This is a genomic window from Chitinibacter fontanus (assembly GCF_013423785.1).
In the GTDB taxonomy this organism is placed as follows: domain Bacteria; phylum Pseudomonadota; class Gammaproteobacteria; order Burkholderiales; family Chitinibacteraceae; genus Chitinibacter; species Chitinibacter fontanus.
On record NZ_CP058952.1, the window covers coordinates 1,439,335 to 1,451,900 of the forward strand.

At 53.1% G+C, this 12,566-nt stretch carries 12 protein-coding genes and 1 riboswitch; of the genes, 8 read left to right on the top strand and 4 right to left on the bottom strand.

Translation table 11 applies throughout. The annotated features are described in order from the left end of the window. Window positions 1–65 precede the first annotated feature (65 nt). Window positions 66–153: riboswitch (S-adenosyl-L-homocysteine riboswitch) on the bottom strand. Between the two features lie 78 nt (window positions 154–231). Next, a complete protein-coding gene (locus tag HZU75_RS06645; RefSeq protein ID WP_180308359.1) occupies window positions 232–687 on the bottom strand; it encodes a hypothetical protein in 456 nt (151 codons plus the stop codon). Between the two features lie 151 nt (window positions 688–838). Beyond that, window positions 839–2,008, bottom strand: coding sequence for a methionine adenosyltransferase (metK, locus tag HZU75_RS06650; protein WP_180308360.1), 1,170 nt, complete (start codon window positions 2,006–2,008; stop codon window positions 839–841). Window positions 2,009–2,092: 84 nt separating this feature from the next. Here metK and HZU75_RS06655 point away from each other — a divergent pair, with 84 nt between their 5' ends. The 6 genes from HZU75_RS06655 (at window position 2,093) to HZU75_RS06680 (ending at window position 8,749) form a co-directional block, all read left to right on the top strand. Then, window positions 2,093–2,971 carry a lysophospholipid acyltransferase family protein gene (locus HZU75_RS06655; RefSeq protein ID WP_180308361.1) on the top strand — a complete coding sequence of 293 codons (879 nt, stop codon included), beginning with the start codon at window positions 2,093–2,095 and terminating at the stop codon, window positions 2,969–2,971. Continuing rightward, complete coding sequence (locus tag HZU75_RS06660) at window positions 2,968–3,828, top strand: LpxL/LpxP family acyltransferase (RefSeq protein WP_180308362.1); 861 nt, start codon at window positions 2,968–2,970, stop codon at window positions 3,826–3,828. The genes HZU75_RS06655 and HZU75_RS06660 overlap by 4 nt, the downstream gene beginning before the upstream one ends. A gap of 203 nt (window positions 3,829–4,031) precedes the next feature. Next, the gene (locus tag HZU75_RS06665) at window positions 4,032–5,171 is read left to right on the top strand and encodes an imelysin family protein (protein WP_180308363.1); all 1,140 of its coding nucleotides are present in this window, start codon (window positions 4,032–4,034) and stop codon (window positions 5,169–5,171) included. Between the two features lie 99 nt (window positions 5,172–5,270). After that, window positions 5,271–6,662, top strand: coding sequence for a di-heme oxidoreductase family protein (locus tag HZU75_RS06670; protein WP_180308364.1), 1,392 nt, complete (start codon window positions 5,271–5,273; stop codon window positions 6,660–6,662). Between the two features lie 8 nt (window positions 6,663–6,670). Then, complete coding sequence (locus HZU75_RS06675; protein WP_180308365.1) at window positions 6,671–7,681, top strand: imelysin family protein; 1,011 nt, start codon at window positions 6,671–6,673, stop codon at window positions 7,679–7,681. 6 nt (window positions 7,682–7,687) lie between these two features. After that, window positions 7,688–8,749 carry a DUF1513 domain-containing protein gene (locus tag HZU75_RS06680; protein ID WP_180308366.1) on the top strand — a complete coding sequence of 354 codons (1,062 nt, stop codon included), beginning with the start codon at window positions 7,688–7,690 and terminating at the stop codon, window positions 8,747–8,749. Here HZU75_RS06680 and HZU75_RS06685 read toward each other — a convergent pair. Further along, entirely contained in the window at window positions 8,746–9,141 is a 396-nt protein-coding gene (locus HZU75_RS06685) for a hypothetical protein (protein WP_180308367.1), read from the bottom strand. The genes HZU75_RS06680 and HZU75_RS06685 overlap by 4 nt on opposite strands. A 106-nt stretch (window positions 9,142–9,247) precedes the next feature. Continuing rightward, window positions 9,248–9,937, bottom strand: coding sequence for a metallophosphoesterase family protein (locus tag HZU75_RS06690; RefSeq protein WP_180308368.1), 690 nt, complete (start codon window positions 9,935–9,937; stop codon window positions 9,248–9,250). A 282-nt stretch (window positions 9,938–10,219) separates the two neighbouring features. Between HZU75_RS06690 and HZU75_RS06695 the strand changes: the two genes are divergently transcribed. Together HZU75_RS06695 and HZU75_RS06700 are read left to right on the top strand one after the other, a co-directional pair. After that, window positions 10,220–11,482 carry an Hsp70 family protein gene (locus HZU75_RS06695; protein WP_228028219.1) on the top strand — a complete coding sequence of 421 codons (1,263 nt, stop codon included), beginning with the start codon at window positions 10,220–10,222 and terminating at the stop codon, window positions 11,480–11,482. A gap of 241 nt (window positions 11,483–11,723) precedes the next feature. Next, on the top strand, window positions 11,724–12,557 hold the full coding sequence (locus tag HZU75_RS06700) for a hypothetical protein (protein ID WP_180308369.1): 834 nt from the start codon (window positions 11,724–11,726) through the stop codon (window positions 12,555–12,557). Window positions 12,558–12,566 lie beyond the last annotated feature (9 nt).

Below are 12,566 nucleotides of genomic sequence, written 5' to 3' on the forward strand. Positions count from 1 at the left end.
CTCACCTTAAGTCGGCAACAGACGTTGTGCTGCAGCGACGGTCATCGAACCCGGCAGGGTTTAACGATAGGTGAGCGCCGTTAGATTGGATAAGCACCGAGCCTGACTCACGCGACCTGGATAAGGTCGGCGGCTGCAGCGCCCCTCGGTGTGCGCCAATTCTAGCGTAAAAAAAATGATTTGGCTGCTGAACACCGCACACAAACACCGACCGACGGTAGAAAAATCAGATCAAGCCGCCGGTAAGGCCGAGCCACCACTGGCCGCGACGGCGATTTCTTCGGTGGCCTCTGCCTCTTGCGGCACAGGACGCATGACGACTAACAAGCCACGCTCGCTTGCCTCGGCTTGCAGGGTATCAGGCGCTAGGCCATCTTGAATAAAGCCTGCAGACTGATACACCGGCAAAGCTGATTCCGATACCAAGGACCAACACGCCTCGCGCCCAACCCAGCGCGCTGATTGCTGCAGCAGCAATTGCAGCACGACATCGTCGCGTGCGATCACACTATCGAGCCGAATCAGGCCGCGCGCCATCACCACGCGTAGCGCACCGCATAACTCGCCATTTTCTTCGGCCAGCAGCACCATATCGGCCAGCGTCGGCGCAACTTGGCCAGCGTCGGTAAACCATTGCGCCAGCTTACGATATTCGGGTGGCGAGGCTAAACGAGTAACAATTGACATGGTGGGTCTCCTGCAAAAACAACAATTAGTTAGTGATTACAGCACAATTCATCAAATGCAATCTTGATCTGCATCGCTTCAGCGAGTTTGCAAAATCCGTTGCTGAAATAAAAACAGCCGCCCGAAGGCGGCTGTAGGAGCTAAGGCGAGATTACAGACCCGCAGCAGCTTTGAGCTGCTCAACCTTATCTGTACGTTCCCACGAAAAGTCCGGCTCTTCGCGACCGAAGTGGCCGTACGCTGCAGTGCGGCTATACACCGGACGCTGCAGATCGAGCATCTGGATAATGCCTTTCGGACGCAGATCAAAGTTCGCTTTGATCAATTCAACGATCGCGTCATTCGAAATCACGCCAGTATCCCAAGTATCGACCATGATCGATACCGGTTGCGCCACGCCAATGGCGTATGACACTTGCACCAGACACTGCTTCGCAATACCCGCAGCGACGATGTTTTTCGCTACATAACGCATTGCATACGCTGCCGAGCGATCCACTTTCGATGGGTCTTTACCTGAGAATGCGCCGCCGCCATGTGGCGCGGCACCACCGTAGGTATCCACGATAATCTTACGGCCAGTCAGGCCGCAATCGCCCATTGGGCCACCAATCACGAAACGACCGGTTGGGTTGACCAAGAATTTGGTGTTTTCTGTAACCCATTCCGCAGGCAATACCGGCTTGATCACATGCTCGATCACCGCTTCCGACAATTGCGCGTGTGATACGTCTGGGTGGTGTTGAGTTGACAGTACAATCGTGTCAACTTCTTTGACCTTACCGGTTTCACCATCGTAACGCAGCGTTACTTGTGATTTCGCATCCGGGCGCAACCATGGCAGACGGCCGTCTTTGCGCAATTCAGCTTGGCGTTGTACCAAGCGGTGTGCGTAGTAAATGGATGCAGGCATCAATTGCGGCGTTTCATCGCACGCATAGCCAAACATTAAACCTTGGTCGCCCGCGCCCATATCCAGATCCAGGCCTTGGCCTTCGTTCACGCCTTGCGCGATATCTGGGGATTGTTTGTCATAAGCCACCAAAACCGCACACGTTTTGTAATCAAAACCAATGTCAGAATGGTCGTAGCCAATGCGCTTAATGGTATCGCGAGCAATTTGGATGTAGTCGATATTGGCGTTAGTGGTGATTTCACCCGCCAACACCACCAAACCGGTATTCACCAAAGTTTCGGCAGCCACGCGCGCGGTTTTGTCTTGCGCCAAGATCGCATCCAAAATCGCATCGGAAATTTGGTCGGCTACTTTATCTGGATGGCCTTCGGATACCGACTCAGATGTAAATAAAAAATCTTTCATTGCTGTTATTACCCTCGGTTACATGACCTCTATAGGCCAATCGCAGCTACAATCGGAATTTGTAAAATTGCAAACAACATTCACATGCTGCTGACGCTCTCAAAATTATTTGCCCGACTGCCACTGCCCTTGCTGCAAGCGCTAGGCTGGATCGTAGGCTGGCTGGTCTGGTGGGGCTCTGCCCGTCACCGCCGCATCCTGCGAGCCAATCTAAAACAAAGTGCGATCGCAAAAAACAACGCTGATTATAACCGATTAATCAAGTCAAGTATTCCTGCACATGGTGTTGCAGCATTAGAATTTTTACCACACTGGATGAGACCGATTGATGAGCTGCTGACCTTGGTCAAAGAAAAGCGTGGCTGGGAGCATGTGGAAGCTGCCATCACCTCAGGACGGCCGATTATTTTTATGTCCCCACATTTGGGCGCACTAGAAATGACTGGGGTATGCGTCGCAGGGCTAGTCCCGAAAAAGCTTGCACCACTATACCGCCCACCTAAACAAGCCTACCTCGAACCACTGATGATTTATTCACGTTCGCGCGGCGGTGCCGAGCCAGCACCAGCCAATGCCTCGGGCGTACGCGTTTTGCTCAAAACCTTAAAACAAGGTGGCGTTGCCTACCTATTACCCGATCAAGCGCCAGGTGGTGGCGAGGGGGTATGGGCCCCATTCTTTGGAAAGCCCGCGTACACCATGAGCCTATTGGCCAAAATGGCCAAGGCCAGCAATGCGATTGTGCTGCCCTGCTACACCGAGCGCCTAGGTATCGGCCGTGGCTACCGTTTTCATGTGCAACCTTTTGTTGGTGAATTTACCGGCGATGCCGAGCACGACGCCACATTACTCAATCAGAATGTTGAAGACTTAATCCGCCAAATTCCAGCGCAATATTTCTGGAGCTACAAGCGTTACAAAGGCCCGGCTGGTGCCCCGCCACGACCTGAGGTGCAGCCATGAGCGTTCGTCTGCTAGCTGCCCTGCTGTGGCTTATTCACTGGATTCCTTTTCGCGTGATGGGCTGGATAGCCCAGCCTATTGGCTTATTGCTGTATCACTTACTGTCGCGGCGCCGCAAAATAGGCGCGGTCAATTTACGACTTTGCCTGCCACATTTGAGCGAGCCTGAGCGCGCACGACTGCTGCGCCAGCATTTTTGCCAGTCGGCCCATGTGATGCTCGGGTACAGCATATTGTACTGGGGCAGCCCACGCCGTCTGGAAAAATTGGTGCGGGTTGAAGGTGCTGAGCATTTAGCTCAGGCCGCAGGCAAGCCGGTCATTTTGCTATCACCGCATTTTCTAGGCTTGGATTTTGGCGGGGTGCGCTTTTCGATGGAGCATCATGGCTCGGCCTATCTGGCCTCACAACGGGGTGCTTTCAATGAGATTAGCTACCGCCTGCGCAACCGTTTTCACCAACCTTTACTGGTTAAACGCTCGGAAGGCATTCGCCCGATTGTGAAAGCCCTTAAACAGGGCGTGGCGTTTTATTATTTGCCCGATCAAGATTTGGGCCCCAAAGACTCCATTTTTGTGCCCTTCTTTGGCGTAGCTACCGCCACAACGCCCGCATTGCCCCGCATCGCCAAAATCAGCCATGCACAGGTCATCCCGATGGTCACGACGCTATATGCCGATCATCTGGTGGTTCGCTATGAAGCGGCATGGCAGCACTACCCAAGTGAAGACGTCACGGCAGATACCTTGCGAATGAATCAATTTATTGAGCAACGTGTACTTGATCACCCCAGCCAATATTTCTGGCTACACCGCCGCTTTAAAACTCGGCCGGAAGGTGAAGCTTCCGTATATTAATTCAGCAGTACCTACTAGAAATCCAAATCTGAATTGGCCTGCCAAGCTATACCCCTTAGCATTGACAGGCCATTATGCGTTTATTTCATTCACTGGCGACAAGCCAACTCCGGTTTAGTTCAATACAGCAACGAGAATCGTTTGCGTTTGCATTTCTAAAGGTTTAGCATTCATACACTTTTGATTGCTTGCCGAGTGTTGCCATGAAAAAACTGCTGTTCGCGCTATTTAGTGCAGGTCTGATTGCCTCATCTGCCGTACAGGCGGTAGACATCACACCACAAACCGTACTGAGCCAATATGGCAGCCTGGTATCGGCGGGATATCAGGATAGCCTAGCCAGTGCACGCGACATGCAAAGCAAAATCAACGCTTTCCTGGCCAACCCGTCGCCTGAAACGCAGCAAGCGGCACAAGCAGCCTGGCGCGAAGCCCGCGAATGGTATGGGCAGACCGAAGCCTTCCGCTTTTATGGCGGCCCGATTGATAGCGACACTGGGCCAGAAGGTTTTATGAACGCCTGGCCACTCGACGAAGCCTATATCGACTATGTGAAAGGCAAACCCAAAGCAGGCATTATCAATAGCAAAACGCCGATTACCGAAGCCAAACTACGTAGCCTGAACGAGCGCGGCGGCGAGGAAAACATCGCCACCGGCTGGCACGCGATTGAGTTTTTGCTCTGGGGCCAAGATTTAAGCCGCGATAGCGCGGGTCAGCGTCCATTTAGCGACTACAGCAGCGCCCCAAATGCCAAGCGCCGTGCAGAATACCTCAAGCTAGTAACCCAAATGCTCATTAATGACCTCGCCAGCGTAGAAAAAGAATGGCAAGCCGGTCAACGCAATTACCGTGCGCAGTTTGAGCAAGGTGGGCAGGACAGCATTAAGAAAATTTTCACTAGCTTGGGCACCCTCAGCCGCGGTGAGCTAGCGGGTGAGCGTATCGAAGTCGCCCTAGATACCCAAAATCAAGAAGATGAACATTCGTGTTTTTCAGATAACACCCACCGCGACATCGTTGTGAACGCCAAAGGCATTCAAAACGTCTGGGAAGGCCGCTTTGTGCGTCGGAATGGCGAAGTGCTTGAAGGGGCGAGCCTAAAAGCCTTGGTTGCGCAAAAGAATGCCAGCGTCGCAGATGCCGTTAGCGCCAATATGCTCAGCACCGTACAAGCAGCTGAAGCCATTGAAGCACCATTTGATCGCGAAATCGTCGGCAAAAAAGACGCCGCCGGCCGCAAGCGGGTACAAGCCGTAGTTGAATCACTTAAAAATCAAACGAAAGAGCTAGTCAATGCCGCAAAAGAGTTGGGCATTAAACGCTTGAACACGGGCGTGTAACACCAGCGGCACAAATAATCGTCAAGGTCATGATCAATGACCTTGACCTAAAACCTCAGCGATGTCGAGCTGGGGTTTTGTTATTACAGGGAATCAGCAATGCACAGCAAACTTGCCCTAGCGGCTATCGTATTGGCAGGGTCAGTCTTGGCCTATGAAGGCCAAGCCTTATTGGCGCAGTATGCGCCAAGCGAAGAGCTGCCCGGCGGCGAGGTCGGCACCACCGACGATCACGGCAAAAACGCCTTTTCGCTACCCTACCCGGGCCTCAGCGATCAGCAAAAAACCGATTTTGTGGTTGGTAATTCCTTCTTTAAAAAAGCTTGGGTGGAAGCGCCGTCGTCCACCAAGGCGCGCGATGGCCTCGGCCCGCACTTTGTAGCGCAATCTTGCGGCGCCTGCCACACGCTCGATGGTCGCGGCGCACCGCCCGACTTTAGCAATGGCATCCAGCAAGAGCAGCCAATGGCCTTGCTGATTCGTCTGTCGATTCCCGGCCAGAAGCCCGATCCGGTGTATGGCGGCCAACTGAATAACCGTGCTATTCCGCACGTCAAACCCGAAGGCCAAGTGCAAATCAAATACGAAACGATCACTAGCCAGTTTGCCGATGGCACCAAGTACGAATTGCTCAAGCCACACTACCGTATCAGTGATTTGGCTTATGGACCAATGCATAAAGACATTATGCTCTCCCCCCGTATTGCCCCACAAATGATTGGGCTTGGGCTGCTAGAGGCCATACCCGAGGCCAAGATCCTCGCCAACGCCGCCAAGCAAAAGGCGGACAATAAAGGCATCAATGGCGAGCCCAACTACGTGTACGACGCCTTTGCCAAAAAAGAGCTGATTGGCCGCTTTGGCTGGAAAGCCAATGTCGCCTCGATTGGCCACCAAAGCGCCGGTGCGTTCTTGGGCGATATCGGCATTACCTCAAGCATTAATCCGCACGAAGACTGCATGCCAGCGCAAACCGATTGCAAAAAAGCCCCTAGCGGCGGTAAGCCGGAGATCGACGACAAAACGCTAAAACAAGTGATTTTGTATTCGCAAACGCTGGCTGTCCCGACGCGCCGCGACGCCGACAGCCCCGCCGTGCTGCACGGCAAGCAGATTTTTAAAGACGCCAATTGCGTCAGCTGCCATACGCCGAGCTACAAAACTGGCGAATTCAAAGCCATCCCACAGCTGGCGAACCAGACTATTTATCCGTACACCGACTTGCTGCTGCACGATATGGGAGAGAGTTTGGCCGATGGTCGACCCGATGGCCGCGCCAATGGTCGCCAATGGAAAACCCCACCACTGTGGGGCTTGGGGCTGGTGCATACCGTCAACGGTCACACACGTTTCTTGCATGATGGCCGCGCGCGTAACCTCATGGAAGCAGTACTCTGGCATGGCGGCGAAGCCGAGGCCAGCAAGCAATATGTACTAAAACTCACGGCGCAGGATAGAGAAAACCTGCTGACGTTCCTCAATTCTTTATAAGGCCAACTATGTCACCGCTCATACGTCAAGCCACTTTCCTGATTGGCGCCCTAGTTAGTCTTGCTAGTGCGTACAGCCTCGCTGCAGAGATGCCCGATAGCAATGGCCCTGTACCCACACCCGCATGGGCGCAAGCCTGGCTAGATGAAGGCTATTTACCGCGACAACAAGCACTAGGCCAAGCCGCCGATCAACTCGTCACCAGCAGTGCGGCACTGTGCGAACAAGCCGATGCCAATAAACTTAAAGCAGTGCGTGCGGCATGGCTGGCCACCAGCACAGCATGGCGCGCACTGGACGGGGCCCCCGCAGGCCCCATGGTGCTCGCCCGCTTAGGCCGCAAAATTGATTTTCGTCCCGTCCGGGTCGCGGAGCTGGAAGCCGCCATTCAGGGTGGTCCAAGCAATGTTGCCACCCAAGGCTTGGCGGCAATGGAATATTTGCTGTGGGGCGATGCCCCTAACAGCCCGATTCTGAACCAGCTAAAAAACCCTGTCCGCTGTGGGTATCTAGCAACAACCAGCAAATCAATTGCTGTTGAGATACATACCCTCGATGATGGCTGGCGAATTTATCGCGAACAACTTGGCGCAGACAACCCCTTCTTTCGGCAAAATATGTTTTCCGAGCACGTGAATCTGATGATCGCCAGCCTGACGGGGCTGAGCAAACGGATGCCCGCTGCAGAAACCGTAAACGCCGAACAATTTGCCGAATGGCGCAGCAATAGTGCCAAAGCGCAATTGCTGGCCCAGCTTGGCGGATTTGAGCGAGCTATGCGCGGCGTTAATCGGCAGCTAGCTGAATCGGGGCACAGCAAGCTCGCCCAAGCCATGCAGGCCGACTTAGGTGAGGCGCAAGCGCAATGCAGTAAGCTGCCAGATACCCTCGAAAAAGCCCCAGCGAAAGCTCGCCTCAGCTGCAATAAAGCCCTGTTGCAACTCAAAAAACGCCTACAGGATGAAATTGCAGAAAAACTCGATTTAAGCCTCGGCTTTACCGAGGGTGATGGAGACTAAGCCAAGATGCTAACTCGGCGTGACTTTCTGCGTAGTTCGCTACAAATCAGCGCATTATCACTGGCATCCACCCACGTATGCGCAGGAGAACAACCGCCTGTCTTATTGAGTGCCAGCTGGGATGACGAGCAATCAAGCTTTGGGGCACTCGGCAGCAATATCGTCGGCTTACCGAGTCGTGGGCATGGTATTTTGCCGCTCCCTGCTGGGGAGGCTATCGTCCTGAGTCGGCGCTTAGGCCAATGGCTGGCCCGCATTAATTGGCAGCGTGGTGAGCTGATTCAATTGCAGCAAGCTGCGTTTGATCGGCATTTCTTTGGCCATGGTCTGCTCAGTACAGATCGGTCAACCTTATTGACCACTGAAAATAACGACGAAAATAGCACAGGGCTGATTGGCGTTTACGAAACGGCAACGCTAAAGCGGCTCGCTGAGATCCCCTCTGGGGGTATTGGCCCGCATGAGCTGCTGTGGTTAGTGCCTAACAGGATACTTGCCGTAGCGAATGGCGGTATTCTGACCTTACCGGAAACCGGCCGTACCAAACTGAATCGCGGCAGTATGAATCCCAGCATTGCACTGATCGAATGGCCATCAGGCAAGTTACTTGACCAATTTACCATTGCAGACAAAGCTCTGAGCCTGCGGCATTTGGCGCTGGCCAGCGATGGCACACTAGGCATTGCACTGCAGGCTGAATACCCTCTAGTCCAGCAACACCGGAACGCGCCCTTACTCGCTTTATTACGCCCGCAAGCTGCTCAGTTGGAGCTGGCACCACAAGCACCCGATTTAATGGGCTATGGTGCCAGCATCGCCGCGGTGGGCAATGAATTTCTTATCAGCGCCATGCGTGGCAATCAATTAGCCCGCTGGAGCAGCGATGGCAGCCCTCTTCCCGCCCTAGCAATCCCGCGTCCCGCTGGCATTGCAAGCCAAGGCCAACAAGCGTGGATCAGCAGCGAGACAGGCGGAATCTACCGGTATAACACCCAAAGCCATAATTTAATTGAGCTAGCAGGCTATACCCAACGTAAATGGGATAATCACCTAGTTCTCGCCGCTTAATCATCGCGCCCACGATGATGGTGACGTCCACCATGCCAATCATTCCCACGCCAATGATCTCGCGGGCGATATGCATCGCGATACCAGCGATCCTGCACAAAATAAACGGGGCGCGCGCAGGCGCGATATGCACTGCAATGCCGTTGCCAATGGCGGGCATGCCCCGGCGGAACGCGCAAATAAATGGGCTCGTATTGATAGCGGGAACGATGAATCAATTGCGGCTGCTCGTAAATCAGTGTGGGACGTACCCGCTGCCCAACCTCAATTTGCCCATAGAAATTGGGGTCACCGACGCGCAGTGAAACTCCGACATCCGCAGCGTGTGCTCCGCTTGCCAATACAATACACACACCAAAGGCTAACAATAATCGGCTGAAAAATAGATGCATGGCCGCTACTCCTAAATACGATAGCGCCATTATCGATGGATACAACTGAATCCCAGATGAACCAACAATCATCTGCTACCCCTAGCAAGGCTGGGTAGCCACGGATTTATTCGGGCAAGATACCTGCGTCAATAATATTGCCATTTTCATCGGTGATCCCGCGCAGGGTTACACCGTAGGCCTGAAAGCCCAGCCGCAAATCATGCGGGCGATAATCGAGGCAGTCATGCTGATGGCCGTGAAAAGCGCGCTGTACGCCGAGTTTATGCCCCAATTGATCGAGCGCATGAAAACCATACGGATGGCAGCTTGGCGCTTCGTGCGTCACCAGAATATCGGCGCTTTCCAGCGCTAATGCTTGGTAATCAGTGTAGAAAATCGTACTACGATGTTTGCGCGGCAAGCCACCACGCCAGTAATTGCTTTGCCCGCAATGTGCCAGATAATGCGCCTGACTAGGGTAATTGGGGTGCGCAGGTGGCATCCAGATCTGGCCACGGAAAATCCCACCTAGCCCAGCAACGCGTTTACCGGCAATTTCCACGACGCGACCATGCAGGTTACGATCAGCTAATTTTGATTCAAACAGGTGGGTATAGTCATAGAAGGTATCGGTATCGTGATTTCCATGGATATACCATACCTCGGTCATATCCAGAATTTCCGCCAAGACTTCATCCAGCGGCTTGGGTGCCTGAATATCGCCGAGCAAAACGATGGCGTCCGGCCGGTGCTGCTGCACCGCGCGGATCACATGCTCAAACCGGCCATGCGTGTCGCCACAGAAAAAAATCATTGCTTGCCCAGGGAAATAAGTCGAAAACGCTTCTAAATGATATTGTATTGCAAAACGACGACTTACAGAGCGCGATTTCGGCGCTAAATCCGTACAAGGCTCACCTCTGCCCTCCTACCCATCTTTCATACGGTGAGCTAGCTCACAGCTCGCCTTGGCTACGTTAGGCTGGCCGATTTGACGCGATCGCCCAAGCAGCGTAGTCTTCCACGCCCTTCTTGCCTGTTTTCATTGCGAATGCAATGGCTGCGGCATCTCATTTCAGGCATTCGGCTTTATTTCATGACTCAAATCCTCGCGTCCGCTTGCGGCATTGACTTTGGCACTTCCAACTCGACCGCCGGTATTGTTACCCCGCAAGGCGCCCAATTGCTGGCATTGGAAGAAGGTAAACTTACTTTACCTTCCGCGGTGTTCTTCAATCTGGAAGAAGACACGATGGCCTATGGTCGTGCCGCGCTGGCCGAATATCTGGAAGGCTATGAAGGCCGTCTGATGCGCTCGATGAAAAGCCTGCTTGGCAGCAGCCTGATGGATGCCGGCACCGAAATCGGCGGGCGACATTTATCGTTTAAAAACCTGATCGGCCACTTAATCGGTGAAGTGAAAACCCGCGCCGAACAATCGGCAGGTCGTTCTTTCGATTCAGTCGTGCTTGGTCGCCCGGTGCATTTTGTTGACGATGATAAGGCAGCAGATGATCAAGCGGAAGCTACGCTGGCCGAGATCGCCCGCGGTTTGGGTTTTAAAGAAGTTAGCTTTCAATTCGAACCGATTGCTGCTGCGCACGATTACGAGCAGCGAATTGAAAAAGAAGAGTTGGTACTCATCGTCGACATCGGCGGTGGTACATCGGATTTCTCACTAGTCCGCCTGTCACCCGAACGCAGGGGTATGGCCGACCGATCAGCAGATCTATTGGCCAGCGGCGGTGTACATATCGGGGGTACTGATTTCGACAAACGCCTGTCGCTCTCCGGCGTAATGCCCGAGCTGGGCATGGGCACCTTGCTGACCAATAACGCCGAATTTCCCAATAGCGTGTTTTTCCAGCTTGCCACCTGGCACACGATTAACTTTGCCTACACGCGCAAAATGTGGCGCACTTTCCAAGATATTTCACCTGAAGTGGTCGATAAAGTGCGCTTTGAGCGGCTGCTGAACGTGATTCGCCAGCAAGCCGGACACCATCTGGCCATGCGCGTCGAGGAAGCCAAAATCGGCTTATCAAATCAGCTCAGCGTCGCACTCGATCTGGTCGAAGCCGAAAAGGGGCTGATGGCCAATATCAGCCGCGATACGTTTGAAAACGCGATTGCGCAAGAAACCCGCCGCGTCTGCGCGTCGGCCTTGGCCACACTGGCGCAAGCTGGCGTCGCGCCCGATGCGGTCGATACGCTTTTTTTCACCGGTGGCTCATCCGCCGTACCGGCACTGCGCAGCGCACTATCCGCGGCCTTCCCCGTCGCTCGCGCGGTTGAAGGCGACCATTTTGGCAGTGTGGGTTGTGGCTTGGCGGTCGTGGCGCAACAGCGGTATGGTTGAGCAATGATTAAGCGCTAGCTGAGATCTTTGCCACACCCACAAGCGCCATCATCAGAATGTAAGTTTAGAAAAAGATACAATAGGGGCGTTGAACATCAATTCCTCTATGGTATCTATGTCACCGCACAGTCCAAAACAGCCTCGACTTCACACCATCATCAGCACGTTGCTCATCGCGGCCATACTCAGTGCTTGCTCACCCAGTACGCCGGGCGCTAAAAGCCTCAATAGAGAAGAGTTAATGAAGTTGGTATTCCCGACTTGGGAGCCAAAAGGTAAAAATCAGATTCAAGATATTAACCAGCCCAGCGATCAAGTACAAACCAGCTCTACCCCTGCCGAAAACGAATTACGCTACCGAATTACTCCGCAGCAAGTCGTACAGCTCGATGCGGATCATGCCGTCATGATCACCGGCTCGGCACTCGTCGATCAAACCGGAGAAATTGCGGGTGGTCATGCTTCACCGGGTATTATCAGCGCATTCTGGTTTAAGAAAGATAAAGACCTTTGGACATTCGTCTCTCAACAAGACGAAGTCGCTACTGCAGGTAAATATGGCGAGCCTGACGAGACTAAAGTAATCCGCTTGGATCAAACTCGGTTTGCCATCTCGATTGAAAGTTCGGATTGTTTTCAAGGCGAATGCTTTACCAACCTTAATTTGTTTGAGATTGGGCAGTCTGAAATTAAGCCATTATTGAATACAGCGATAAGCCTTAGCTCCAGCAATGTAGAATCGCGTGATTGTGAAGCAACAATGAGTCAAGCAGTAGGCAAAGCCATTGAGCGCCAACTCGAAGAAGATCATTTCAGCGCACACGAATGTTATGACATAACTGGCAAATGGCATATTGATGCCAAAGGCCATCAGCCTGGCGATGTGATTGTCGAATTTAATGGCAAACAAGAACACCAAATTGAATTAAGCCGTGAAGTTGGTGCAACTGAAAATGATCCAACACTGATCAAGATTCAATCGACGCTCAATGAGATCAAGCAAAAACAGGTTTTTCGCTATAAAAACGGTCAATATCAGCCTGTAGGTGGAAAAAATCCTAATCCCGAGCAATGAGCCTCGAAT